Here is a 25,362-nt window from a genome sequence, read left to right on the forward strand (position 1 = left end):
GGAGTTCCTCCAATGGGGGCGGGTGATCACGGGTGACCTCATCGAGTAGGACCGCGTTGCTGCCTCGGGGCCCGTCGCGGCGCGGTCTCGAAGCCCGACGCGTACAGGAGTCGCGCGACGCGGTAGCGGTGCGGGCGCCACGGCTCCAAGTAGGCGAGCATCTCCGCATCGGTGAAGCGACGCCCCTCGAGAGTGTGTCCGATCATGGCCGCGAGGTGGAAGTCGCCGACCGAGACGGCATCGACGTCTCCGAGAGCGCGCTGGCGGACCTCGGCGGCGGTCCAGGCTCCGACGCCCGGCAGGCTTCGCAGCGCCTCGTCGACCCGCCCGGAGGGGAGGTCGGCGAGGCGGACCAGCGCGTCGACGCGGGCCGCCGCGTGCCGGATCGCCCCGGCGCGGCGGTTGTCTACGCCGGCGCGACGCCACAGCGCCTCGGGTGCTGCGCGCCACGCCTGTGGGGAGGGCGGCGCCATCATCCCCGCGGGCGCCGGGCCGGGCGCGGGGGTTCCCAGCTCCCGGTTCAGCACCTGCCAGGCGAGCATCGCCTCCTCACCCGTCACGCGCTGCTCGAGCGTCGCGGCGATGAGAGCGCCGAGTACGTCACCCGTTCGCGCGATCCTCAGCCCCGGATGCCGGGCGTGTGCCCTCGCGATCACGGGATGCCGCGGGACGAAGCCCGTCGGGTCGTCCCGAGCGCCGAGAAGATCCGGAGCGGCGGCCACCACGGCATCCGCCCCTCCGCCCCACGCGTCGGCCCGAAACGAACCGTTCGGCCGGCGCCGCACGCGCATCGTGGACGGCTCACCGGACGCCGACCGGGACGTCCGCCACAGCACACCGTCGACGACCCGGTGCACCGGATCGTTCCGGCCGTGCTGCAGGCGCCCCACCGTCTCGAGCAGGTGCGTCGGATGCGGCGGCATCCACTCGAGGTGCGCGTCGGACGGCGCGACAGGGTCCCGATCAGTCATCCGTGACATCCCTCTCGTGCGACCCGAAGCGCCGACGTCGGAGCGGGAGGCGTCCAGGCACGCGCCTCGCGTCACGACGGCGCTCAATTCTCCAACGGAGAACTCAGTTCGACCAGGATGATGTCGAGGTCTCGCACGTACGCCACCACCTGGCCCCACGGTCTGGTCACGGGTAGAACGACGAATTGCGCTCCCGCCTCCACGGCACAGGAAGGCCCCCGGTTGACATCGTTGGTGGCGATAGTTCACGCCCGACATGCCGGGCGAGCGACGTCCGACACGTCTCGGATCGCGCCGTCGTCCCACGTAGGTTCCATGGGAGCGGTCGGACAGAAGCCGGGAAACACGAAAACCCCCGGCGAGCCGGGGGTTTCAGGTGGTGCGCGATACTGGGATCGAACCAGTGACCTCTTCCGTGTCAGGGAAGCGCGCTACCGCTGCGCCAATCGCGCCTATACAGGCTGTTCATTTGTGAGTTGAGGTGGCGACGGGATTCGAACCCGTGTAAACGGCTTTGCAGGCCGGTGCCTAGCCGCTCGGCCACGCCACCGTGTGTGGTTCGACCCACGTGTCGTGATCCTCCGTCGGTCTTTCAGACGGAGATCCCTCCACTCGAGCGGATGACGAGACTCGAACTCGCGACCCCAACCTTGGCAAGGTTGTGCGCTACCAACTGCGCTACATCCGCATTCTGTTCCCGGGGCTTGCCCCGAGCACTCGTAAGACATTACCCGATCTGAGCGCGCGTGCAAAACGAAGTGCGGCCCGCGCGTGTCTCGCTGGATGGTTCGGAGCACCTCTCGGCATCGGGTACGATCGATGAGTCCCGTCACGGGATGCGGGCGATTGGCGCAGTTGGTAGCGCGCTTCCTTCACACGGAAGAGGTCATCAGTTCGAGTCTGGTATCGCCCACCAGATCTAGCCCCCGGTCAGCCGGGGGCTTCGTCGTTCAGTCGGTGCTCGCGGCATCCGCCAGAGCCGGCGGCCAGACGACGCGGAAGCGTTCGAACACGATGTCCTCACTCTCGCTCCACGGGGTCTGCCACGCCGAGCTGACACGTGTGAAGTAACGGCGATGCCCTGCGCGCCACCCGTCGAGCGTTCGATCGCGCCCGCCCTCGTCGGCGGCGAACTTGTCGTCGACGCTGCCGAAATCGCCGATCCGCAGCTCCACCGTGCGCAGGATGACCCGGGGTGTGCCGCGCCCGTCGCACACGATGACGTGCATGCCGATCCGTGGCCGCGGATCTCCGTCCACGGTGAACTCGCGGACGAGAGCGGAGGTAGCCCGCTTTCTCCCGCCGAGGACCGCGTGCAGCAACTCGTCGGCGAGTTCGGGCGTATCGCCGAAGTGCTCGACGGTGAACGCGGAGTCGGATGCCGCTGCCTCCGGCCGAGCGCGGGCGTAGTCCCGCCACAGGCGAGACGCCGCGGCGTGATCGATCACGATGAAGGACGTGGTCACGGCCCCATGCTGTCGAACGCCGCGTCCGGGTCAGGTATCGGCATCCCGGATCACGACTCGCAGGTCGCGACGACGCTGACCGAGGCGCGCGCGATTCCCGGTGGCGGGTGAGGCCGAACCCGTTCCGGTGACGGGTGGACGGAGTCCGCCGACCCCCGTCCCGCCGGCCGCCGCACGTGGACCGGCGGCGACCGCCATACCGCCGGCGGCTCCACTCAGCAGCCCGCCCGTGAGGCCCGTGTGGACTCCGGGTGCGGCTCCGAGCCCGACAGATGGACTCGTGTGCCCGACCGCCGACGCAGAGGCACCGTGGGACGCGTCCAGCGCGACCCGTCCATCCAGGGGGCCGTCCGCGGTGGGTTCCCCTCCCGGCATCATCACGCGCGCTCCGACGCCCGGAGCCGTGACCGGCGCGAGCGTGTGCGACACGGCATCCGCCCGCTCTCCGGCGGCGCGAAGATCGCGGGCCGCGGTGCCGGCGTAGCGTGTGGCCGCGGTCGCGTCGACGACGGCGCCGGCGTCGAGGCGCACGGCCTGCCCTCCCCCGCGCAGGGCGGCAGCGGTCGTGGTGGACGTCTCGTCGAACACGCCGCGCAGCCGCTGCACGAGCCCCGTCAGCGCCTTCACCGACCCCAGCACCGCCCGGAGCGGTCGGACGACCTTGTTCACCATCTCGTTGACCTTCATCACGACCCGGGCGATGGCGTATCCCATGCCCAGCCCGAACGACGCCGCGACCACCGCCATCGCCTCGATGGCGGTGGCGACGACCTTCGAGATCGCGGACTTGACCACACCCTGCATGCGGGTCACGAGAGCGGATGCCGAGCTCAGGCCGCCGGCCGCGGCCTGCGCCCACTCCCCCGATGCGCCGAGGTGCTGCGCCGCGTCCGCCGCGAAACGGACGTACGCCGCGATGCTCGCGCCGCTCATGCCGTCGAGGTCGCTCAGACGGCGCGACAGGTCGGCGCCGGCCTGCCTCATCGACGCGCCTGCGGTGCTCCACTGCGCCGCGACCTGGGCGACGTTCGCGGCGCTTCCCGTCAGCTGCTCCAACCACGTGCTGAGCGGCTGCAGGTGCTCCATGACCCATCCGAGCCCGCACGAGGTCAGCGTGGCGATCGGATCGGTGAGCGCGGCGGCCGCGTCACCGAGCGTGTCGAGCAGCGCGGTGCCGCCCTGAAGCCAGTCGCCGCTGCGCACCGCCTCCGCCAGAGCGCGGCCCGAGGCGATGACCCGCGTTCCCGAGAACGTCGTACCGGGCGCCACCACCGCGCTCATCGCGCGTCCATCGCGGCCTCGAGCGAACGGATCGTCGCGACGGCGTCGTCCTCGAACCGCTCCCACTGATCGGCCGTCCGCCGCAGTTCGCCGGCGGTGCGCACGAGCAGCGAGGCATCCTCGCCGAGCAGTCCGGTCGCCGCCGCCGACAGGGCGACGCTCGGCGCCACCAGAAAAGAGCACAGCACGCCGAAGGCGTCGGGCAGCAGATCGCCGCCGCGCAGCGCCGACAACGCGGTCTCGACGTCGCCGACGAGCGCGTCGACGAACGCTGCGTGATGGCGGAGGGCCTCGAAGTCGACGGTGATGTCATCGGCCACGGGCGGTCCTCTCTCGAGCGGTGGGGGCGGCGGCATCCCGCAGCTGCGCGACGATGGGATCGTCGGCGCCGAGCAGGCCTGTCACGGCCTGCAGCGTGGCGCGGTGGGCGTCGGCCTCGGCTTCGCGGATGGCGGTGACGAGCTCGGCGGCCAGACGGGACGCTCCCCGCGCCAGGGCGGACTCGCTCAGCCGCAGATCCACGACGCGACCCGCCGAGTCGACCTGCACGACGATGTCCCGGCCGCGCGAACGGCCCGTCCCCCGGGCGGCGGCGACGGCGGCCTCGAACGCCGGCATCCGGGCGGCACGACTCTCGGCACGACGCACGTCGGCTTCGACCTGGGCGAAAGACTCGTCGGGATCCGGCGACACGCGATCACGCTAATGTCTGCGCGCGTCCGACGGCATGCTCGCGGGGCGGATTCCGCCCTGGATGAGAGGACTCTCACTCCGCTCTCATGAGCGGGCGATGGCTCAGCCGCGTTTCCAGCCGTACCGCGCGCCCAGGGCCGCTGCGACGGAGTCGAAGCGCGCCCGATCGAGGGCGGCCGCCTCACGGCGCATCGCCGCGTCCGGAACGAGGTAGAGCTGCTCCACGTCGACCCACGACGGTCGGCGCTGCGGGTCCCAGTCGCCCGTCCCCAGGGAGAGGTACTGGCGATCGCCGTCGTGCGGCTTGCTGGTCAGGCGCACGGCGTAGGAGCGGGTGGCATCCGCTCTGCCGATCACCAGCACGGGACGATCCTTTCCGCGTCCGTCCCGCTCCTCGTACGGCACCCAGGTCCACACGATCTCACCCCCGTCGGGGGCGTTGTCGGGCCGCGGCTCGTACGACAGCGTCAGGCGTCGCGGCGGGTCGACCTCGACGGTCTGCGCAGCGGCGGGAGCCCCGGCGGGACGGCCCGGGGGCGTGCGTCTCGGTGCCGGACCCGCGGACGCGGGACGGAACAGGCCCAGCAGTGCGGACACGAGGCGAGACGTGGTTCCCATGCACACACTCTAGGCACGGGGGGACGACGGAACGGGGCGCCGCCGACGAGTCGGCGACGCCCCGTTCGGGGTGGAGAACTCAGCCCCGGGTGTCGGAGAGGACGTATCCCTCTTCGCCGTGCACGACGGTGTCGATGCCGGCGATCTCATCCTCGTTCTTGACGCGGAAGCCGATCGTCTTCTCGATCGCGAAGCCGATGACGAAGGCGAGCACGAAGGAGTAGGCGAGCACCGCGACCGCGGCGATCAGCTGAACCAGCAGCTGGTTGATCGAACCGCTGTAGATGAGGCCCGTGGTATCGGCGAAGAAGCCGAGGTACAGGGTTCCGATCAGACCGCCGACCAGGTGGATGCCGACCACGTCGAGCGAGTCGTCGAAGCCGAGCTTGAACTTCAGCTCGATCGCCAGGGCGCAGACGGCACCGGCGACGAGACCGAGGATGATGGCCCAGAACGGCGTCAGCGAGGCGCAGGCGGGGGTGATCGCGACGAGACCGGCGACCGCACCGGAGGCCGCGCCGACCGACGTGGGCTTGCCGTCCTTGATCTTCTCGACGATCAGCCACGCCAGCAGGGCGGCGGCGGGAGCCGCGATCGTGTTGACGAAGGCGAGGGCCGCGGTGCCGTCTGCGGCGAGCTCGGAGCCCGCGTTGAAGCCGAACCACCCGAACCACAGCAGGCCCGCGCCGAGCAGGACGAACGGCGGGTTGTGAGGGACGTGCGCGCCCTTCTGGAAACCGACGCGCTTGCCGAGGACCAGGGCCAGGGCGAGGGCGGCGGCACCGGCGTTGATGTGCACGGCCGTCCCACCGGCGAAGTCGATCGCTCCGACGCCGAAGACGTCCTGCAGGCCGTGGGTGATCCAGCCGCCGTAGGCGAAGGAGTCGTCATCGGCGAGACCGAAGTTGAAGACCCAGCTCGCGACCGGGAAGTACACCACCGTCGCCCAGATGGCGGCGAAGATCATCCACGCGCCGAACTTGGCGCGGTCGGCGATGGCACCCGAGACGAGCGCGACGGTGATGATGGCGAATGTCGCCTGGAAGGCCACGAAGGCCAGCGGCGGGTAGGCCGCGCCCTCGGGGGTCTCCAACGCACCGGCCAGGCTGAGGTTGGTGAAGTCGATCGCCCAGGGGATCTGCGTGGTGCCCTCGGCGGTGGTGGGGAACGCGATCGCGTAGCCGTAGAGCACCCAGAGGACGCCCATGAGGCCCATCGCGCCGAAGCTCATCATCATCATGCTGATGACGCTCTTGGCCTTGACGAGGCCGCCGTAGAAGAACGCGAGTCCTGGCGTCATGAGCAGCACGAGTGCCGCTGCTATCAGGATGAATGCGGTGTTGCCTTGATCCATCTCGGAGGGAACCTCTCTGCAGGGACGCAGGTGTAGCGTCGGGTCCCCCCAGTGTTCCCAGCCCCGGTTTCCATCGGCGTTCGCCTCGTGTTTCGGGGTCGTTACAGAGATGCCGCCGACGTAAACATCGCGTTTCGCGTACCCGAGAGCGGGTGATGAGAACCGGTCAGGAGTGCGTGAGCGCCACCAGGCGCGACACCGCACGCAGGTACTTCTTGCGATACCCGCCGGCCAGCATCTCGTCGCTGAAGACGGTGCTCAAGGCGGCACCCGTCGCGCGGATCGGGATCTGCGCGTCGTACGCGCGGTCGACGAAGGCGACCAGGCGCAGCGCCGCCGACTGGTCGTGCAGCACGTTCACGTCGCGCAGACCGATGACGTCGACGCCGTCGATCAGCCGGATGAAGCGCGAGGGATGCACGCGCGCGAGGTGCCCGACCAGGTCGGAGAACGAATCGTCGGATGCCACTCCCCCGCCCGCGGCGGCTTCCACCGCCGAGCGGTAGTCGGCGTCGGACAGCACCTTGGCCGCGCCGTCGATGGCGCGCTGACGGAAGTCGGTGCCGTCGATGCGGATCGTGCGGAAGCTTTCGGCCATCGACTGAATCTCGCGCAGGAAGTCCTGCGCGGCGAAGCGCCCCTCTCCCAGGGCGTTCGGAGGGGTGTTCGACGTCGCGGCGAGTCGGGTCCCGGATGCCACGAGTTCCCCCAACAGACGGGTCATGACCATCGTGTCGCCCGGGTCGTCGAGCTCGAATTCGTCGATGCAGAGCAGATCGGACCCGCGGAACAGCTCGACGGCCTTGGCGTAGCCGAGGACCCCGACCAGGGCGGTGTACTCGATGAACGAGCCGAAGTACTTCCGTCGCGCGGGCATCGCGTGGTAGATCGCGGCGAGGAGGTGGGTCTTTCCCACGCCGAAACCTCCGTCGAGGTAGACGCCGGGCTTGACCAGGGGCGCCTTCTCGGCGCGGCGGAAGAAGCCGCCCTTCTTCGCCGGTGTGGACGGCGTGCCCGCGAACGCCTGGAGCAGCTCCTTCGCCTCCTGCTGCGAGGGGTAGGCGTCGTCCGCCCGGTACGACGCGAAGGTGGCGCCGTCGAACTGCGGCGGCGGCACGAGGGAACCGACCATCTCGGCACCCGTGACCGCGGGCTCGCGGTCGGTGAGGTGGATGAGGCCGGTCGTCGCGGGCGTAGAGGTCATGGCCGTCCTGTGTCGCAGTCTTACGGGGAGGGTGCGTGCCCCTTGCCGCGGATCTAGGGTCGAAGGTGCGGTGTCCACCCTATGCCGCCGTATCCGCCGCCTTGACCGAGGAGTTCTCCGTGACCGTCGAGATCGACACCACCTCCCCCAAATTCGCCGAGTACTCCGAGCCCGGTCGGCTCGTGACCGGCGAATGGCTGCAGGAACGGTTGGGAACGCCCGGCCTCGTCGTGGTGGAATCCGACGAGGACGTGCTGCTGTACGAGACGGGCCACATCCCCGGCGCCGTCAAGGTCGACTGGCACACCGAGCTCAACGACCCCGTGGTGCGCGACTACGTCGACGGCGAGGGATTCGCCGCGCTGCTCGGCCGCAAGGGCATCTCGCGCGACGACACCGTCGTGATCTACGGCGACAAGAACAACTGGTGGGCCGCCTACGCCCTGTGGGTGTTCTCGCTCTTCGGCCACCAGGATGTGCGCCTGCTCGATGGCGGTCGCGACAAATGGATCGCCGAGGGGCGCCCGCTGACGACCGACAAGACCGAGGTCGCGCCCACCGACTACCCCGTCGTCGAGCGCGACGACTCCCTGCTGCGGGCGTACAAGGACGACGTGCTGGCCCACCTCGGCAACCCCCTCATCGACGTGCGCTCCCCCGAGGAGTACTCCGGCGAGCGCACGACCGCTCCCGCCTACCCCGAAGAGGGGGCGCTCCGCGCCGGCCACATTCCGAGCGCGCAGAGCGTGCCGTGGGGCAAGGCCGTGGCCGAGGACGGCGGTTTCAAGTCGCGTGCCGAACTGGATGCCATCTACCGCGACGGTGCGGGGCTGAACGACGGCGACAAGATCGTCGCCTACTGCCGGATCGGCGAGCGCTCCAGCCACACGTGGTTCGTGCTCAAGCACCTGCTCGGGTTCGACGACGTGCGCAACTACGACGGCTCCTGGACCGAGTGGGGCAGCGCTGTGCGCGTGCCCATCGTCTCGGGCGCCGAGCCCGGAGAAGTCCCGGCTCGCTGATCCGGTCGGGCGCGGGCGTGGGAGGATGACGGAGATGTCCGACACCGCTCTCCCCGCCCGCCTTGCCGAGATCCGCGACGAGTTCCTGGAGCTCGACGAACCCGACCGTCTGCAGCTGCTGCTGGAGTTCTCGCAGGAACTGCCCGACGTCCCGGCCGAATACGCCGACCACCCCGAGATGGCCGAGCGCGTCGCGGAGTGCCAGTCGCCCGTGTTCATCATCGTCACGGTCGACGATGCCGACCGCGTCGCGATGCACGCGACCGCTCCGGCCGAGGCTCCTACGACCCGGGGGTTCGCGAGCATCCTGTCGCAGGGGCTGACCGGGCTGACCGCCGACGAGATGCTGGCCGTGCCCGACGACTTCCCGCAGAGCATCGGTCTCACCCGCGCGGTGAGCCCGCTGCGGATCGCCGGGATGACCGGCATGCTCATGCGCGCGAAGCGCCAGGTCCGGGCCAAGCGCGCGGCCTGACGCGTGCCCGCCGGGGGCGCGGCATCCCTCGTCAGGGGCGCGCGAGTCCGCGGGCGCGCACCCAGTCGCGGATGGCGTCGGACCACCGCGTCTCGTCGTAGTTCCACAGCTTGGTGTGACGCGCGCCCGAGAAGGTCTCCATCGTCACCAGGTCGGGGCGTGCCGCCGCCAGGGCGTGCGAGGCGTCCGAGGGGACGAAGCCGTCGTCGTCGCTGTGCAGGATGAGGACGGGATGCCGCAGCTCCGCCGCACGCGCGACGGCGTCCAGTCGGTCGAGCGGGATCGGCTCCCCGCTGCGGAGGACCGCGGCGCCCCAGTTCGACACGATCGTGCTCTGCGCCAGAGCGACCACCGGCGCGGGAAGGCGCATCAGGCGTCCCTGGTACGTCAGCACCGTGCGCCAGTCCACGACCGGCGACTCCAGCACCAGGCCGGCGATCACGTCCGCGTGCGGCGATTCGAGGGCGGCCTGCAGCGCGAGCGCCCCGCCCATCGACCACCCCATGACGATGACGCGTCGGGCGCCGTGCCGACGCGCGTAGCCGATCGCGGCATCCAGATCCCGCCACTCGGTCGCGCCGAGGGCGTAGGTGCCCGAAGCGCTGTGGGGGGCTTCTCCGTCGTTGCGGTACGACACGACGAGGCTGGTGATGCCCAGGTCGTGGAAGACGGGGACGGCTCGCAGGGTCTCGGCGCGCGTGGTGCCACGGCCGTGCACCTGGATCACCCAGACGTCGGTGTCGGCGGCGGCCGGGAACTCCCACGCCGGGCACGCGCCCACGCCGGTGTCGATGTCGACGTCGCGGAACTCCCGCCGCAATTGGTCGGGGGCGTCGTAGTACCAGCCGCTGAACGCGGCCTCTGCGGCCAGGTCGCCGTCGCCGGGGACGTGGGTGAGGAGTTTGCGGGTGACGGTCGTCTCGTCGGCGGCCACCACCGCGCCCAGGCGCAGGTAGGACGCCGATCCCACGGTGAACAGGCCGTACCGCCCCGGCAGCTCGGTGTCGGGCGTCCGCTGCAGCGTGATGGTCTGGGCGGCGGCATCCACCCGCGTGATCTTCACGTCGGGCAGGCGGCCCGCCGGGCGCACCACCGTGCGGGCGACGCGGTAGGACACGGCTCCGAGGGCTGCGGCCGAGGCGGCCAGGGCGAGGCTCAGAGCGGAAAGGGCGACGCGGATGCCGGTGGGGCCGCGTCGAGATGCGCGAGCGCCCGCGGCGCGCCTGGGAGCGTTCATCGAGGCCTCACTCTAGTCTGTGGCCGTGAGTGACCATCGCCCGGCGGAGGCCGCCGGCCCCTTCGCGCGGGCGGCCGAGGACGTGCGCGCCACGGTGTTCCGAGACGATCTGGTCGTGCGCGAGATCCCCTCGCCGACCGGTCTCGCGCCGTTCTCCCTCGCGCTGGCCGGTGACGTCCGGCCCGAGGAGCACGCGACGGATTCCCCCTTCGGAACGGGTCGCTTCATCCTGCTGCACGATCCGGAGGAGCCCGAGCCGTGGGGCGGGGCGTGGCGCATCGTCTGCTTCGCGCAGGCTCCCCTCGAGCCCGAGATCGGCATCGATCCCCTCCTGGCCGAGGTCGCCTGGTCGTGGCTCATCGACGCCCTCGACTCGCGCGGTGCCGACCGCCACTCCGAGTCCGGCACGGCCACCAAGACCCTGTCGACCGGGTTCGGTGCCCTCGCGGCTCAGGGCGAGGGGTCGCAGATCGAACTTCGCGCGTCGTGGTCGCCGCGCGGTCCCATCCGCCCGCACCTCGAGGCGTGGGCGGAACTCGTCTGCATGCTCGCCGGCCTCCCCCCGGGGTCGGAGGGCGTCGCTGTGTTCGGAGCCCGGAGGCCCACGCGTGGTTGAGTACATCGTCATCGAGGATGCCGCGGGCTTCCTCGCCGCTTGTTCGACCCTGGCCGCGGGGAGCGGTCCGGTTGCGGTCGACGTCGAACGCGCCTCGGGGTTCCGCTACTCGCAGCGGGCGTACCTCATCCAGGTCTTTCGTCGCGAGGCCGGGGTGTTCCTCTTCGACCCGTCGACCATCGAGGACTTCGCCCCGCTCCAGGACGCGATCGGCGACGTCGAGTGGGTGTTCCACGCCGCGAGTCAGGACCTGCCGTCTCTGCGCGAACGAGGGCTCGAGCCGCCGCGCATCTTCGACACCGAGCTCGGTTCGCGGCTGCTGGGCCACGAGCGCGTCGGTCTCGGCGCCGTGGTCGAGCAGACCCTGGGCATCACGCTCGCCAAGGCCCACTCCGCCGCCGATTGGTCGACGCGGCCGCTGCCCGCGTCGTGGCTCGAGTACGCGGCCCTCGACGTGGAGCACCTCATCGACGTGCGCGACGTGCTGGTGGCCGAGCTCGACGAGCAGGGCAAGACCGAATTCGCGCGTCAGGAGTTCCAGGCGGTGCTCGAGCGCCGACCCAAGCCCGTCCGGGATGACCCGTGGCGCCGGCTGAGCGGTCTGCACACCGTCCGCGGACGCCGCTCCCTGGCCGTCGCCCGGTCGCTCTGGCAGGCTCGCGAGGATTTCGCCCGCGAGCAGGACATCGCCCCCGGACGCCTCGTCCCCGACCGCGCACTCGTCGCCGCCGTCCTGGCCGACCCGGCGACGAAGCAGGCGCTGGCGGGTGTGAAGGAGTTCAACGGCCGTGCCAGCCGTAGCCAGCTGGACCGCTGGTGGAACGCGATCGTCGCCGGCCGTGAGACCACCGATCTGCCGGCCGACCGCGTGTCCAGCGACACCCTGCCCCCGCCGCGCGCCTGGGCGGACCGCAACCCCGACGCCGACCGTCGGCTCAAGGCCGCGCGCCCGGCCGTCGAGGCCAGAGCGGAGGAGCTGCGGATGCCGACCGAGAACCTGCTGACGCCGGAGACCCTGCGACGCGTGGCGTGGGCGCCGCCGGCCGAGATGACGGCGGAATCGATCGGTGCTGCGCTGGGCGAGCTCGGCGCGCGGGCGTGGCAGATTGACCAGACCGCACAGGTGATCGCGGATAGTTTTGTAGCTTCCCTCAACTCCTCGGACGACGCTTCCGGAATCGATTCGTAGGTTCGGACAACCGATTCCGTCCGCCGCGACGCTCTTCTTAGGCTGGGGACATCCCAAACAATGGAGGCAGAGTGGCCGAGATGACGGACGTCTTCTTCGTCGACGGAATGCGCACCCCTTTCGGGCGCGCCGGCGAGAAGGGCATGTACTGGAACACCCGCGCCGACGACCTGGTCGTCAAGGCGATCATCGGGTTGATGGAGCGCAACGGCGACGTGCCGAAGGACCGGATCGACGACGTGGCGATCGCCGCGACGTCGCAGACCGGCGACCAGGGGCTCACCCTCGGGCGCACCGCGGCGATCCTGGCGGGGCTGCCCATGACGGTGCCCGGCCTCGCGGTCGAGCGCATGTGCGCCGGTGCCATGACCAGCGTGACGACGATGGGTGCCTCGATCGGCGTCGGCATGTACGACTTCGCCCTCGCGGGCGGTGTCGAGCACATGGGTCGTCACCCCATCGGCGGCAACGTCGACCCCAACCCGCGCTTCGTGGCCGAGCGCCTCGTCGACCCGGGCGCGCTCAACATGGGCGTCACGGCCGAGCGCATCCACGATCGGTTCCCCCACCTCACCAAGGAACGCGCCGACCGCTTCGGCGTCGCCAGTCAGCACAAGGTGCAGGCGGCGTACGACGCCGGCAAGATCCAGCCCGACCTCGTCTCGGTCGCGGTCAAGGACGCCGACGGCGCGTGGGGACTCGCCACCGAGGACGAGGGCCGCCGGCCCGAGACGACCCTCGAGGGCCTCGCGACGCTGAAGACGCCGTTCCGCCCCCACGGCCGGGTCACGGCGGGCACCTCATCGCCGTTGACCGACGGAGCCACGATCAGCCTGCTCGCCGGTGCCGGCGCGGTGAAGGAGTTCGGTCTCGCGCCCAAGATGCGCATGGTCTCGTTCGCCTTCGCGGGCGTGGAGCCCGAGATCATGGGCATCGGTCCGATCCCCTCGACCGAGAAGGCCCTGAAGAAGGCCGGCCTCACGATCGATGACATCGGTCTGTTCGAGCTGAACGAGGCTTTCGCCATCCAGGTGATCTCGCTGCTGGATCACTTCGGCATCGCCGACGACGACCCGCGCGTCAACCCGTGGGGCGGTGCGATCGCCCTCGGGCACCCGCTCGCGGCATCCGGAGTCCGTCTCATGATCCAGCTGGCGGCGCAGTTCGCCGAGCGACCCGACGTTCGCTACGGCCTCACGGCGATGTGCGTGGGCCTGGGCCAGGGCGGCTCGGTCATCTGGGAGAACCCGCTCTTCGACGGAAAGAAGAAGCGCAAGTGACCGACTACACCTCGATCGACTTCTCGCCCCTCGACGCCCTCACCGGCGACGAGGTGGTGACGCACTCCCCCGTCCGCGACGTACGTCTGCCCTCGGGCAATGTCGTCGCGCTGATCACGCTCGACAACGGGCGCGACCACACCCGGCCGAACACGCTGGGCCCGGCGACCCTCGCCGAGCTCGGCCGGACGCTCGAGACGCTGAAGCAGCGCGCCTCCGCCGGCGAGATCCACGCCGTCGCGATCACGGGAAAGCAGTACATCCTCGCCGCCGGCGCGGATCTGTCCGATGTGGCGAAGCTGCCGTCGAAGGACGTCGCCCGCCTCATCGCGCAGCGCGGACACCAGGTGATCGGCTCGCTGTCGGAGCTCGGCGTTCCCTCGTTCGCGTTCGTCAACGGCCTCGCCCTCGGCGGCGGCCTCGAGATCGCACTGAACTCGACCTATCGCACGGTCGACGCGTCCGCTGCGGCGATCGCGCTTCCCGAGGTGTTCCTCGGCATCATCCCCGGCTGGGGCGGCGCCTACCTGCTGCCGAACCTCATCGGCATCGAGAACGCGCTCGAGGTCGTCATCTCGAACCCGCTCAAGCAGAACCGCATGCTCAAGCCCCAGCAGGCCTTCGACCTGGGGATCATGGATGCCATCTTCCCGGCGGCCAGCTACCTGGAGGACTCGCTGCGGTGGGCCGACGGCGTGCTCACCGGCCGCGTCAAGGTCGAGCGCAAGAACGAGCCGGGCAAGCTCGAGCGCCTCACCAAGTGGCCGATCGCGATCAAGATGGCCCGCGGCATGCTCGAGTCCAAGATCGGTACCGTCCCCCGCTCCCCCTACGTCGCGCTGGACCTGCTCGACAAGGCCAAGAGCGGCACGAAGGCCGAGGGTTTCGCCCGCGAGGACGAGGCGCTGGCCGACCTCATCACGGGCGACCAGTTCGCGGCATCCATGTACGCCTTCGACCTCGTGCAGAAGCGCGCCAAGCGTCCGGTCGGGGCTCCCGACAAGGCGCTCGCCAAAAAGGTCACGAAGGTCGGCGTCATCGGCGCGGGTCTCATGGCGTCGCAGTTCGCGCTGCTGTTCGTGCGCAAGCTCCGCGTCCCGGTGATCATCACCGACCTCGACCAGGGCCGCGTCGACAAGGGCGTGGCATCCATCCGCGAAGAGATCGGAAAGCTCGAGGCCAAGGGCCGCCTCGACGGCGACACGGCCAACCAGCTGCGCGCTCTCGTGCACGGCACGACCGACCGCGCGGAGTTCGCGGACTGCGACTTCGTCATCGAAGCCGTGTTCGAAGAGGTCGGCGTCAAGCAGGAGGTGTTCGCCGCGATCGAGAAGATCGTGGCCGAGGACGCCATCCTCGCCACCAACACCTCGTCGTTGTCGGTGGCCGAGATCGGCTCGGCACTCCAGCACCCCGAGCGTCTCGTCGGCTTCCACTTCTTCAACCCCGTCGCGGTCATGCCGCTCATCGAGGTCGTCAAGACGGATGCCACCTCCGACGCCGCTCTGTCGACGGCGTTCGTCGTGGCGAAGGGCCTGGGCAAGAACGCGGTGCTCACCGCCGACGCGCCCGGGTTCGTCGTGAACCGTCTGCTGGCCAAGGTCATGGGCGAGGCCGCGCGTGCCGTGTACGAGGGCACCCCGATCGCGGTCGTCGAGAAGGCGTTCGCCCCGCTCGGTCTGCCGATGGGACCGTTCCAGCTGATCGACCTCGTGGGCTGGAAGGTCGCCGCCCACGTGCAGGACACGATGGCGCACGCGTTCCCCGACCGGTTCTTCTCGTCCGAGAACTTCCACGAGCTGGCAGCCCTGCCCGAGGTCGTCGAGAAGGACAAGGGCGGCCGCGTGACCGGCTGGACCAAGGCCGCGCAGAAGGTCCTGGTGACGGGCAAGACGCCCGTGGCATCCGAGACGATCCTCGCCCGTGTGCAGGACGGTCTCGCGCAGGAGATCAAGATCATGCTCGATGAGGGCGTCGTCCCCGCGGTGCAGGACATCGACCTGTGCCTGATCCTCGGCGCCGGCTGGCCCTTCATCGACGGTGGCGCCTCGCCCTACCTTGACCGCGAGGGGGCGTCGGAGCGTGCCTTCGGCGACACGTTCCACCACCCGCCGATCCGCGGCATCGGGGCCTGAACCCGGGACACGACAGCGGCGCCGTCCCTTTGGGGGCGGCGCCGCTGTCGTTCGCGCGGGGTCACGAGAACAGGCGATGCGACGAGGACAGGCCGTCTGCGGCGGTTCTGTCCTGTTCTCGGTGCGCTTGCCTGTTTTCGTGACCGGCGGGAGCTCATCCGCGGACGGTCACCAGAACAGGCGGACGTTCACGAGAACAGGCGATGCGACGAGGACAGGCCGTCTGCGGCGGTTTCGTCCTGTTCTCGGTGCGCTCGCCTGTTCTCGTGACCGGCGGGAGCTCATCTGCGGACGGTCACCAGAACAGGCGGACGGTCACGAGAACAGGCGGTGCGACGAGGACAGGCCGTCTGCGGCGGTTTTGTCCTGTTCTCGATGCGTTTGCCTGTTTTCGTGACCGGCGGGAGCTCATCTGCGGACGGTCACCAGAACAGGCGGACGGTCACCAGAACAGGCGGTGCGACGAGGACAGGCCGTCTGCGGCGGTTTTGTCCTGTTCTCGGTGCGCTCGCCTGTTCTCGTGCCGCGCGGGGGCTTATCTGCGGACGGTCACGAGAACAGGCGGACGGTCACCAGAACAGGCGGACGGTCACGAGAACAGGCGGTGCGACGAGGACAGGCCGTCTGCGGCGGTTTTGTCCTGTTCTCGGTGCGCTCGCCTGTTCTCGTGCCGGGGGTCGCGCGGGTTGAGGACGCGGAACAGGCCGGGATGAGGGCATCCCGGCCGTCCGTCCGCGGATTACGGGCGGGTCTGCTCCCACTCGGCGATGGTCGGGATCGAGCCCGTCGGCGTCTGACGCGCCATGGGGATGCGCGTTCCGAGCACCTGGGCCACCACGTCGTTGGCGATCTTGGATGCCGTGAGCCCGGCATCCTCGAGGATCTGCTCGCGCGTGGCGTGGTCGATGAATTCGTCCGGGATGCCGAGCTCGTCGACGGCCGTGTCGACCCCCGCCTCGCGGAGCACCTGGCGTACGCGCGTCCCCACGCCCCCGACGCGGATGCCGTCCTCGATCGTGATCACCAGGCGGTGCTCGCGGGCGAGGTCGACGATCGAGGGCTGCACCGGGATCGCCCAGCGCGGGTCGATGACGGTGGCGCCGATGCCCTGGGCCTCGAGGCGGTCGGCGACCTCCATCGCCAGGTGGACCATGGGGCCGATGCCCACCAGCAGCACGTCCTCGGTCGCGCCGCGAGCGAGGACATCGACGCCGTCATGCAGACGCTCGACCGCCTCGACGTCGTCGTTGACCTTGCCCTTCGGGTAGCGGACCACCGTGGGCGCGTCCTCGACGGCGGTCGCCTCGCGGAAGACCTCGCGCAGGCGTGCCGCGTCGCGGGGAGCCGCGATGCGGATGCCGGGGACCAGCTGCAGCATCGCCAGATCCCAGATGCCGTGGTGGCTGGGGCCATCGGGGCCCGTGACACCGGCACGGTCGAGGACGAAGGTGACGCCGGCCTTGTGCAGGGCGACGTCCATCATCACCTGGTCGAACGCGCGGTTCATGAAGGTGGCGTAGATCGCGACGACGGGGTGCAGACCGCCGAAGGCGAGGCCGGCAGCGGAGGCGACCGCGTGCTGCTCGGCGATGCCGACGTCGTACACGCGCTCGGGAAAGTGCTCCGAGAACTTCTGCAGCCCGGTGGGCCGCAGCATCGCCGCCGTCATCGCGATGATGTCGTCGCGCTCGGCGCCGACCTGGACCAGTTCGTCGGCGAAGACGTCGGTCCACTGGGTGCCGCCGCCGGAGCCGAGAGCCTCGCCGGTGATCGGGTCGATCTTGCCGACCGCGTGGAACTGATCGGCCTCGTCGCTCATCGCCGGGGCGTAGCCGCTGCCCTTGTCGGTGATGGCGTGCACGATGACCGGGGCGCCGTACGATTTGGCGAGCTCGAGCGTCTCGATGAGTGACTCGAAGTCGTGCCCGTCGATCGGTCCGAGGTACTTGATGTCGAGGTTGCTGTACAGCGCCTCGTTGTTGGTGAAGCGCGAAAGGAAGCCGTGGGTGCCCCCGCGGACCCCGCGGTAGACAGCGCGTGCCGCCGGACCGAGGCGGCGGAAGAGGGTGTCGGAGCCGCGGTGGAGCGTCCGGTACGCCTCGTTCGTGCGAACCCGGTTGAGGTAGCGAGCCATGCCGCCGATGGTGGGCGCGTAGGAGCGACCGTTGTCATTGACGACGATCACGAGATTGCGATCGTTGTCGTCGCTGATGTTGTTCAGCGCTTCCCACGTCATGCCGCCGGTGAGAGCGCCGTCGCCGACGACGGCGACGACGTGACGGTCGCGGCGCCCGGTGCGGCTGAACGCGCGCGAGACGCCGTCCGCCCAGCTCAGAGAACTCGACGCGTGCGAGGACTCGACCACGTCGTGCTCGCTCTCGGACCGCTGCGGGTAGCCGGCGAGACCGCCGCGCGAGCGCAGGTCCGAGAAGTCCTGGCGCCCGGTCAGCATCTTGTGGACGTACGACTGGTGTCCGGTGTCGAAGATGATGGGGTCGGCCGGGGAGTCGAACACCTTGTGCAGGGCGATGGTCAACTCGACGACGCCGAGGTTGGGACCGAGGTGTCCGCCCGTACGGGCGACGTTCTCGACGAGGAACGACCGGACTTCGGCGGCCAGTTGACGCAGTTCGTCGGGCGTGAGGGCATCGAGGTCACGGGGTCCGTGGATGCCGGGCAGGAGAGCCATACGACTCCTCTCGTGGGGCGCGCGCGGTGTCGCGCGTACGGGTCGATTCTAGTCTCCGGGGGTCCTCCGGGCCCGGCAATCGCTTGCGGTCCGGCGCGATCGGGGGTCCGAATGCCCTGTCGCATCGCCGGTCCTTTGCGATAAACGCTCTTCGTGTCGAGAAACGCGGTCACAGAGCGTGTCTCGACACGAAGAGCGTCTATCGAAAGGGATGCCGCGACCGCGACAGCGGGCAGCAGCGACGAGCGCCCGCCCCGACGGATCGGGACGGGCGCTCGAAGCGGACGGTGAGTCAGACCAGCGAACGCAGCACGTACTGCAGGATGCCGCCGTTGCGGTAGTAGTCGGCCTCACCGGGGGTGTCGATGCGGACCACGGCGTCGAAGGTGACGGTCTGCTTGCCCTCGGGCGAGAACTCGCTCGGCTCGGCGGTGACCTTCACGGTCTTGGGCGTGACGCCCTCGTTGAGCTGCTCGAGGCCCTCGATCGAGACGATCTCTGTGCCGTCCAGACCCAGTGACTTCCAGCTCTCGCCGGCCGGGAACTGCAGCGGGACGACGCCCATGCCGATCAGGTTGGAGCGGTGGATGCGCTCGAAGCTCTCGGTGATGACCGCCTTGACGCCCAGCAGGTTGGTCCCCTTGGCCGCCCAGTCGCGCGACGAGCCGGAGCCGTACTCCTTGCCGCCAAAGATGACCAGCGGGGTCCCCTGCGCCTGGTAGTTCTGGCTCGCGTCGAAGATGTACGACTGCGGACCACCCTCCTGGGTGAAGTCGCGCGTGAAGCCGCCCTCGACGACCGTTCCGTCGTTGACCGCCGCGGTGAGTTCGTTCTTCAGACGGATGTTGGCGAAGGTGCCCCGAATCATGACTTCGTGGTTGCCGCGGCGCGAGCCGTAGGAGTTGAAGTCCTTCTGTGCGACGCCGTGCTCGGTCAGGTACTGCGCGGCGGGCGTGCCCGCCTTGATGTTGCCGGCCGGGCTGATGTGGTCGGTGGTGACCGAGTCTCCGAGCGTCGCCATCACGCGGGCCCCGCTGATGTCGGTGACCGGCGAGGGCTGCATCGACATGCCGTCGAAGTAGGGCGCCTTGCGGACGTAGGTGGAGTCGGCATCCCATTCGAAGACGGGGCCGGTCGGGGTGGGCAGGTTCTTCCAGCGCTCGTCGCCCTCGAAGACGGTGGCGTACTGCTGGATGAACTGCTCGCGCGAGATCGACGCGTCGATGATGGTCTGCACCTGGTCGGGGGCGGGCCAGATGTCCTTGAGGAAGACGTCGTCGCCGTTCTGATCCTTGCCCAGGGCGTCGGTCTCGAAGTCGAAGTTCATCGAGCCGGCCAGCGCATAGGCGACCACCAGCGGCGGGGACGCCAGGTAGTTCATCTTGACATCGGGGCTGATGCGTCCCTCGAAGTTGCGGTTGCCCGAGAGGACGGCCGACACGGCCAGGTCGTTCTCGTTGATCGCCTCGGAGACCTCCTCGATGAGGGGACCGGAGTTGCCGATGCAGATCGTGCAGCCGTAGCCGACGGTGTAGAAGTCGAGGCCCTCGAGCGCCTTGTCGAGACCGGACTTCTCGTAGTAGTCCGTGACGACCTTCGAGCCGGGTCCGAGCGTCGTCTTGACCCACGGCTTGCGCTTGAGGCCCTTGTCGACCGCGTTCTTGGCGAGCAGTCCCGCCGCGATCATGACCGAGGGGTTCGAGGTGTTCGTGCACGACGTGATGGCCGCGAGGGTGACCGCGCCGTTGTCGAGCAGATACGACTGGCCATCGGGCGTGGTGACCTTGACCGGCTTCGACGCGTTCGCCGGGTGCCCGGACGAGATCAGCACGTCGCTGTCGGTGACGTCTTCGGTCTCTTCGCCCGGGACGGCACCCGGGTCGGATGCCGGGAAGGTGCCGTCGACCTCGAGGTCGACGACCGAATCGGTGGTCGACGCGGACGCGTAGTTGAGGATGTCCTTCTCGAACTGCGACTTGGCCTCGGACAGCAGGATGCGGTCCTGGGGGCGCTTGGGTCCGGCGATCGAGGGGACGACCGTGGAGAGGTCGAGCTCCATGTACTCGCTGAAGACGAGCTCGCGGGCCGGGTCGTGCCAGAGCTTCTGCTCCTTGGCGTAGGCCTCGACGAGGGCGACGGTCTGCTCGTCGCGGCCGGTGAGGCGCAGGTAGTCGAGGGTCACGTCGTCGATGGGGAACATCGCGGCGGTCGAGCCGAACTCGGGGCTCATGTTGCCGATGGTGGCGCGGTTGGCCAGGGGCACCGACGCGACGCCCTCGCCGTAGAACTCGACGAACTTGCCGACGACACCGTGCTTGCGCAGCATGTCGGTGATCGTGAGCACGACGTCGGTCGCGGTGACACCCGCGGGGATCTCACCCGAGAGCTTGAAGCCGACGACGCGCGGGATGAGCATCGACACGGGCTGACCGAGCATCGCGGCCTCGGCCTCGATGCCGCCGACGCCCCAGCCGAGCACGCCCAGGCCGTTGACCATCGTGGTGTGCGAGTCGGTGCCGACGCAGGTGTCGGGGTAGGCGCGCAGCACGCCATCGACCGAGCGGTCGTACACGACCTTGGCCAGGTGCTCGATGTTCACCTGGTGCACGATGCCGGTCCCCGGGGGGACGACCTTGAAGTCGTCGAACGCCGTCTGGCCCCAGCGCAGGAACTGGTACCGCTCACCGTTTCGCTCGTACTCGATCTCGACGTTGCGCTCGAGGGCCTTCTCGCTGCCGAAGAGGTCGGCGATGACCGAGTGGTCGATGACCATCTCGGCGGGCGAGAGCGGGTTGATCTTGTTCGGGTCGCCGCCGAGGGCGGTGACGGCCTCGCGCATGGTGGCGAGGTCGACGATGCAGGGAACGCCCGTGAAGTCCTGCATGACCACGCGTGCGGGCGTGAACTGGATCTCGGTGTCGGGGTCGGCCGTGGGGACCCACGAACCGAGCGCCTGGATCTGCTCCTTGGTGACGTTCGCGCCGTCCTCCGTGCGCAGCAGGTTCTCCAGCAGCACCTTCAAGCTGAAGGGGAGCTTCTCGTGACCGGCGACCGTGTCGATCCGGAAGATCTCGTAGTCGGTGCTGCCGACCGTCAGGGTGCTCTTTGCACCGAAGCTGTCAACCGTGGACACGATCGTCTCCTTCGTCGGCGAATGCGCAGGCGTCGGCCCGCATTTCCCCATCTTCCCCGGGCTGTCGGATCGACACCAGCAAGGCCGACCTAACCGTTCCGGAGGGACGGATTTATCTTGATGTCAAGATAATATCAGGACTCTCGCCGGGGTGAGAGTGAACGCACGACCAACCAGGTCACGGCCAGCATGGGCGCGAACAACGGAAGCCCCATGACGATCTTGAGGGTGCCGAGGGCGGTCACATCGCCGGCGAAGTACAGCGGCACTTGCACGGCCAGCCGCGCGGCGAACAACGCGGCCCAGGCGATCGACAGCCATGTGTACGCGCGCTTCTTGCGACGATCGGCCCGCCAGCGCGTGCCCTCGCCCAGCAGATATCCGGCGGCCAGGCCGATGAGCGGCCAGCCGACGAGCGCGCTGATCAGGAACGCGGTCCCGTAGGCGCCGTTGGTGAAGAACCCCAGCACGAAGTTGTCCTGGCCCCGGCCGGTCACCAGCGCCAGAACCGCCGCACCCGCCGTGGCGAGAAGGCCGCCGATCGCCGCGCTGGGCGGCGACTTGGCGATGAGGCGCGCGAGAGTGAAGACGACGGCCAGCCCGACGGACACCCCGAGGCTCAGCCACAGGTTGCCCTGGCGGGTCTCGGGATCGACCGTGACGGTGAACAGGACGACGAACGCCAGCGAGGGCAGCACCGATTCCAGGATGCCGCGCCACCCGCCCATCGCGGACCACACGGCCGCGCCGGTCGTCGCGTGCGCCGCCGGGTCGAGGCCTGCGCGCCGCGCGGCCCCGCCGAGGGCGGCACCGAGACTGTCGGCCGCCGAGGGCGGATCCAGCGGGACACGGTCGCCGTCGCGAGCGCGGTCCGGCGCGTCGTCGCTCATGCCGTTCCGGGGGTGGACGGCATCCGGAGCGGGATCAGATCGCGCGGGGGCATGGGCGAGGTGCCGCGCACGACCACGATGGAGCGGAAGAGGTCCTCGATGGCGGCAGCCGCCTCGATGTCGGACGTCGCGGCCCCGCCGACGACTCCGCGCAGGAACCACCGGGGTCCGTCCACCCCCACGAACCGGGCGAGGCGTTTGCCGGCGCCGTCCGCGCCCGCCATCACGGGGACCTCCGCGAGCAACTCCGGCCCGAGGGGTCCCTCGCGCTCCTCGACGCGCCCGCCCTGCTGCTTGACCTGCTGGCGGATCTGCTCGCGCGTCTCTTCCCACAGGCCGCTCGAACGCGGGGCGGCGAAGGGCTGCACCTGCAGCGTCGATTCGGCGTAGTCCAGGCCGACCGCGACGATGCGCTTGGTCTGTTCTTCGACCTCGAGACGCAGGTTGAGGCCCTCGCGGGGCAGGATCTTGATGCCGCCCAGATCGATGTAGGGGCGGACCGGGTTGGCCTCGGCCTCGTCGAACGGGCCGGCGCTGTCGCGATCGGCCGGGGCGCTCTTGGCGGGGAGTGCGGGTTCGAGGGCTGTCTGTTCGGCCTCGGGCGTGGTCTGCGACGCGTCGTCGGTCATCGGGTGCTCCCTTGCAGGGTCTGGTATCCGCTCGATCCGAAGCCGCCGTCACCGCGCGCGCTGTCGGGAAGGTCGTCCACGGGGACGAAGCGCACGGGTGGGACGGGCATCACGATGAGCTGGGCGATGCGGTCTCCGACCGCGATGTCGTAGGCCTCGTCGAGGTCGGTGTTCAGCAACGCCACCTTGATCTCGCCGCGGTATCCGGCGTCGATGGTCCCCGGGGAGTTGACGATCGTGATGCCGTGCTTGGCCGCGAGGCCGCTGCGCGGGACGACGAAGGCCGCATACCCCTCGGGCAACGCGATGCGCACACCCGTGGACACCAGCGCGCGACGCCCGGGTTCGAGCCGCAGCGCCTGCGCCGACGTCAGGTCGGCTCCGGCGTCGCCGGGGTGGGCGAAGACCGGGGGCTCGGATGCGACAATGAGGACGTCCACCGTTTCGGTCACCCCACGAGGGTAATGCAGAAGAGGGGGTGCGGCATCCGCACCGCAGTCGAGTACCGCGAGCGTCTCAGCCCGTCGCTGTGGGCGCTGGTCGCCGCCGCCGTGTGCGGCCCCATGGCCGCCGTCGTCTTCTCTCCGCTCGACACCACGCTGGCCCTGTTCATCGGGCTCGTCGTGTCCGTCGGCATCGTGGCCGCGCTGCTGGCCCTGTCGCCGGTCGTCGAGGTGAGCGACGGCGAGCTGCGTGCCGGGCGCGCACACATCCCCGTGGATCTGCTGGGTGTGCCGGCGGGCGTCGTGGCGGAAGAGGCACGGACGGCCCGTGGGAGTGGTCTCGACCATCGGGCCTGGCATGTCATCCGGGGTGGGATCGACGGCATCGTCTCGGTGCCCGTGACGGATCCCGACGACCCGACCCCGTATTGGGTGGTGTCCACCCGCACGCCGGACCGCCTCATCGCGGCGATCCAGCGCGCTCAGGTCAGGCTGCGCACTCCAGGCAGATGAAGCCGGGGCCGCTCTCTTCGGCGATCTGGGAGCGGTGCTTCACGAGGAAGCAGCTCATGCAGGTGAACTCGTCCTCCTGGGCGGGGAGGACGACGACATCGAGCTCGATGTCGGACAGGTCGGCGCCGGGCAGTTCGAAGCCCGAGGGGTTGTCGGCATCCTCGTTGTCGATCGACCCCGACGCCTTGTCGGGCACGCGCTCCTTGAGGGCCTCGATCGACTCGCTGTCGTCCTCGGTCTTGCGCGGTGCGTCGTAATCGGTTGCCATGCGTGCAGGTCTCTACTTCCGGATTTCGTGGTGCTGTGCCGGTCGGGTCTCGATCGGGCGGGCATAGTTTGCATGACACGTAGGCGATAAGCAAATGCTCGTGCTGCCACGTGCGTGTCGAGCGAGACGGGAAACTCGCGGCGCGCCCGCGATATTCCCGGAACCGGGCGGCGCGCATGTCAGCATGGGCGCTGACCGCAGATCGGAGGGGTGTTTCGCATGGAACAGCTCAAAGTCATCGGAACCGAGGATGACGTCCTCGTCGTGGCGACTCAGGCGGGCGAACGCTTCGCCCTTCCGCTCGACGAGGTGTTGCGCGCGGAAGCGCGTCGCGCCCGTCGGGACCGCGAAGACGACGACCGCGCCCCGCGCCCGAGCCCCCGCGAGATCCAAGCGCACATCCGCGCCGGACTCTCGGCCAGAGAGGTGGCGGCGCTGCTGAACGCGCGCGTCGAGGACGTGCAGCGCTTCGAGCCCCCCGTCCTGGCCGAGCGCGAGCACGTCGTCGGTCAGGCGCTGGCGGTACCGGTCCTGCTGGGCGGCACGCTCGAGCACGACGCGCCCATCACCTTCGGTGCGGCCGTGCGGGCGAAGCTCTCCGAGGCCGGGGCGTCCGCCGAGCGCTGGACGAGTTGGAAGGAGAGCGCGGGCTGGATGGTCAAGCTCGAGTTCACCGCCAACGGCATCGACCACGATGCGCGGTGGAGCTTCGAGCCGCGCCGCAGCACCCTCTCGCCGCAGAACGCCGACGCGATCCAACTGTCGCGTCAGGGCTCCCTGCCCGAGGGCCTGATCCCGCGGCTGCGCGCCCTCGACAACGTCTCGAAAGACGACTCGCGATTCGACAGCGGAGCGTTCGGTCCCCGCCGTCTCGACATCGACGACGAGCCGGGCGTCGAAGCCACCGGGCCCGTCGCCGCGGCCGTCCAGGCCGCCGCGATCAAGCGCGCCCCCGAGGCGACGGTGACCTCGTCCGAGACCGCCGACCTGCTCGAGGCCCTGCGCCGCCGACGCGGGCAGCGCGAGCCCCTGCCCGGGGTGGAGCCCGAGCCGGAACCGCGGCCCGCGAGCGCGCCGGTCTCGCTCTTCGAGCCGGTCCCCGAAACGGCGCGTTCCGAGGAACGCGCCGAACCCGAGGCCGAGCCCGAGAGGCCGCAGTCCGACCAGGCGCGACGCACGAAGAGCCGGCCCTCCATGCCGTCGTGGGACGAGATCGTCTTCGGCGCCCGCTCCGACGAGAGCTGAACCGGCCCCGG

Annotated in this window: 23 protein-coding genes and 4 tRNA genes; 9 read left to right on the forward strand and 18 right to left on the reverse strand. The window is 69.8% G+C overall.

Annotated features, from left to right (window positions below; translation table 11 throughout):
* Window positions 1–38: 38 nt before the first annotated feature.
* From ACIPVB_RS12270 to ACIPVB_RS12285, 4 genes are all read right to left on the reverse strand, one after another.
* Window positions 39–971, reverse strand: a complete 933-nt coding sequence (locus tag ACIPVB_RS12270) for a DNA-3-methyladenine glycosylase family protein (protein ID WP_400369259.1) — start codon at window positions 969–971, stop codon at window positions 39–41.
* A gap of 377 nt (window positions 972–1,348) precedes the next feature.
* Window positions 1,349–1,423, reverse strand: a tRNA-Val gene (locus ACIPVB_RS12275).
* 27 nt (window positions 1,424–1,450) lie between these two features.
* Window positions 1,451–1,521 (reverse strand) — tRNA-Cys (locus ACIPVB_RS12280).
* A gap of 65 nt (window positions 1,522–1,586) precedes the next feature.
* Window positions 1,587–1,659, reverse strand: a tRNA-Gly gene (locus ACIPVB_RS12285).
* Window positions 1,660–1,811: 152 nt separating this feature from the next.
* Between ACIPVB_RS12285 and ACIPVB_RS12290 the strand changes: the two genes are divergently transcribed.
* Window positions 1,812–1,887: transfer RNA gene (locus tag ACIPVB_RS12290), tRNA-Val, on the forward strand.
* Window positions 1,888–1,921: 34 nt separating this feature from the next.
* Here the strand turns inward: ACIPVB_RS12290 and ACIPVB_RS12295 are convergent.
* The 7 genes from ACIPVB_RS12295 to zapE all read right to left on the reverse strand — a co-directional run bounded on the left by ACIPVB_RS12295 (window position 1,922) and on the right by zapE (window position 7,587).
* Window positions 1,922–2,437 carry an ASCH domain-containing protein gene (locus ACIPVB_RS12295; protein WP_400369260.1) on the reverse strand — a complete coding sequence of 172 codons (516 nt, stop codon included), beginning with the start codon at window positions 2,435–2,437 and terminating at the stop codon, window positions 1,922–1,924.
* 30 nt (window positions 2,438–2,467) lie between these two features.
* Window positions 2,468–3,718 (reverse strand): hypothetical protein, encoded by a 1,251-nt coding sequence (locus ACIPVB_RS12300; protein ID WP_400369262.1) that lies wholly within the window; start codon window positions 3,716–3,718, stop codon window positions 2,468–2,470.
* Window positions 3,715–4,038, reverse strand: a complete 324-nt coding sequence (locus tag ACIPVB_RS12305) for a type VII secretion target (protein WP_400369263.1) — start codon at window positions 4,036–4,038, stop codon at window positions 3,715–3,717. Before ACIPVB_RS12305 ends, ACIPVB_RS12300 begins: the two co-directional genes overlap by 4 nt.
* A complete protein-coding gene (locus ACIPVB_RS12310; RefSeq protein WP_400369265.1) occupies window positions 4,028–4,411 on the reverse strand; it encodes a YbaB/EbfC family nucleoid-associated protein in 384 nt (127 codons plus the stop codon). The genes ACIPVB_RS12305 and ACIPVB_RS12310 overlap by 11 nt, the downstream gene beginning before the upstream one ends.
* Window positions 4,412–4,513: 102 nt before the next feature.
* On the reverse strand, window positions 4,514–5,029 hold the full coding sequence (locus ACIPVB_RS12315) for a type II toxin-antitoxin system PemK/MazF family toxin (RefSeq protein ID WP_400369267.1): 516 nt from the start codon (window positions 5,027–5,029) through the stop codon (window positions 4,514–4,516).
* A 79-nt stretch (window positions 5,030–5,108) separates the two neighbouring features.
* Complete coding sequence (locus tag ACIPVB_RS12320; protein ID WP_400369268.1) at window positions 5,109–6,383, reverse strand: ammonium transporter; 1,275 nt, start codon at window positions 6,381–6,383, stop codon at window positions 5,109–5,111.
* A 166-nt stretch (window positions 6,384–6,549) separates the two neighbouring features.
* Window positions 6,550–7,587: a cell division protein ZapE gene (zapE, locus tag ACIPVB_RS12325; protein WP_400369269.1), complete on the reverse strand. Its 1,038-nt coding sequence runs from the start codon at window positions 7,585–7,587 to the stop codon at window positions 6,550–6,552.
* 119 nt (window positions 7,588–7,706) lie between these two features.
* Here zapE and ACIPVB_RS12330 point away from each other — a divergent pair, with 119 nt between their 5' ends.
* Window positions 7,707–8,609, forward strand: coding sequence for a sulfurtransferase (locus ACIPVB_RS12330; RefSeq protein WP_400369270.1), 903 nt, complete (start codon window positions 7,707–7,709; stop codon window positions 8,607–8,609).
* Window positions 8,610–8,643: 34 nt separating this feature from the next.
* On the forward strand, window positions 8,644–9,084 hold the full coding sequence (locus tag ACIPVB_RS12335) for a SufE family protein (protein ID WP_400369271.1): 441 nt from the start codon (window positions 8,644–8,646) through the stop codon (window positions 9,082–9,084).
* 31 nt (window positions 9,085–9,115) lie between these two features.
* Here ACIPVB_RS12335 and ACIPVB_RS12340 read toward each other — a convergent pair whose 3' ends face one another.
* Complete coding sequence (locus ACIPVB_RS12340; protein WP_400369272.1) at window positions 9,116–10,321, reverse strand: alpha/beta hydrolase family protein; 1,206 nt, start codon at window positions 10,319–10,321, stop codon at window positions 9,116–9,118.
* Between the two features lie 25 nt (window positions 10,322–10,346).
* Here ACIPVB_RS12340 and ACIPVB_RS12345 point away from each other — a divergent pair, with 25 nt between their 5' ends.
* The 4 genes from ACIPVB_RS12345 to ACIPVB_RS12360 all read left to right on the forward strand — a co-directional run bounded on the left by ACIPVB_RS12345 (window position 10,347) and on the right by ACIPVB_RS12360 (window position 15,541).
* Window positions 10,347–10,937, forward strand: a complete 591-nt coding sequence (locus ACIPVB_RS12345) for a DUF3000 domain-containing protein (RefSeq protein ID WP_400369273.1) — start codon at window positions 10,347–10,349, stop codon at window positions 10,935–10,937.
* Window positions 10,930–12,126 (forward strand): ribonuclease D, encoded by a 1,197-nt coding sequence (locus tag ACIPVB_RS12350; protein ID WP_400369274.1) that lies wholly within the window; start codon window positions 10,930–10,932, stop codon window positions 12,124–12,126. The genes ACIPVB_RS12345 and ACIPVB_RS12350 overlap by 8 nt, the downstream gene beginning before the upstream one ends.
* Window positions 12,127–12,197: 71 nt before the next feature.
* Window positions 12,198–13,406: a thiolase family protein gene (locus ACIPVB_RS12355; protein WP_400369275.1), complete on the forward strand. Its 1,209-nt coding sequence runs from the start codon at window positions 12,198–12,200 to the stop codon at window positions 13,404–13,406.
* Window positions 13,403–15,541 (forward strand): 3-hydroxyacyl-CoA dehydrogenase NAD-binding domain-containing protein, encoded by a 2,139-nt coding sequence (locus tag ACIPVB_RS12360; protein WP_400369276.1) that lies wholly within the window; start codon window positions 13,403–13,405, stop codon window positions 15,539–15,541. The genes ACIPVB_RS12355 and ACIPVB_RS12360 overlap by 4 nt, the downstream gene beginning before the upstream one ends.
* 739 nt (window positions 15,542–16,280) lie before the next feature.
* Here ACIPVB_RS12360 and dxs read toward each other — a convergent pair.
* The 5 genes from dxs to dut form a co-directional block, all read right to left on the reverse strand.
* Window positions 16,281–18,230: a 1-deoxy-D-xylulose-5-phosphate synthase gene (gene dxs / locus ACIPVB_RS12365; RefSeq protein ID WP_400369277.1), complete on the reverse strand. Its 1,950-nt coding sequence runs from the start codon at window positions 18,228–18,230 to the stop codon at window positions 16,281–16,283.
* Window positions 18,231–18,522: 292 nt separating this feature from the next.
* Window positions 18,523–21,363 (reverse strand): aconitate hydratase AcnA, encoded by a 2,841-nt coding sequence (acnA, locus tag ACIPVB_RS12370; RefSeq protein ID WP_400369278.1) that lies wholly within the window; start codon window positions 21,361–21,363, stop codon window positions 18,523–18,525.
* 134 nt (window positions 21,364–21,497) lie between these two features.
* Window positions 21,498–22,253, reverse strand: coding sequence for a DUF3159 domain-containing protein (locus ACIPVB_RS12375; protein ID WP_400369279.1), 756 nt, complete (start codon window positions 22,251–22,253; stop codon window positions 21,498–21,500).
* A complete protein-coding gene (locus ACIPVB_RS12380; protein ID WP_400369280.1) occupies window positions 22,250–22,882 on the reverse strand; it encodes a DUF3710 domain-containing protein in 633 nt (210 codons plus the stop codon). The genes ACIPVB_RS12375 and ACIPVB_RS12380 overlap by 4 nt, the downstream gene beginning before the upstream one ends.
* Window positions 22,879–23,334 carry a dUTP diphosphatase gene (dut, locus tag ACIPVB_RS12385; RefSeq protein WP_400369282.1) on the reverse strand — a complete coding sequence of 152 codons (456 nt, stop codon included), beginning with the start codon at window positions 23,332–23,334 and terminating at the stop codon, window positions 22,879–22,881. Before dut ends, ACIPVB_RS12380 begins: the two co-directional genes overlap by 4 nt.
* A gap of 12 nt (window positions 23,335–23,346) precedes the next feature.
* Between dut and ACIPVB_RS12390 the strand changes: the two genes are divergently transcribed.
* Entirely contained in the window at window positions 23,347–23,838 is a 492-nt protein-coding gene (locus ACIPVB_RS12390; protein ID WP_400369284.1) for a DUF3093 domain-containing protein, read from the forward strand.
* Here ACIPVB_RS12390 and ACIPVB_RS12395 read toward each other — a convergent pair.
* Entirely contained in the window at window positions 23,813–24,106 is a 294-nt protein-coding gene (locus tag ACIPVB_RS12395) for a DUF4193 domain-containing protein (RefSeq protein ID WP_058233180.1), read from the reverse strand. The genes ACIPVB_RS12390 and ACIPVB_RS12395 overlap by 26 nt on opposite strands.
* A gap of 219 nt (window positions 24,107–24,325) precedes the next feature.
* Here ACIPVB_RS12395 and sepH point away from each other — a divergent pair, with 219 nt between their 5' ends.
* On the forward strand, window positions 24,326–25,351 hold the full coding sequence (gene sepH, locus ACIPVB_RS12400; RefSeq protein WP_400369286.1) for a septation protein SepH: 1,026 nt from the start codon (window positions 24,326–24,328) through the stop codon (window positions 25,349–25,351).
* Window positions 25,352–25,362: the final 11 nt, after the last annotated feature.

This window comes from Microbacterium sp. NPDC090007, assembly GCF_044748345.1.
Lineage (GTDB): Bacteria > Actinomycetota > Actinomycetes > Actinomycetales > Microbacteriaceae > Microbacterium.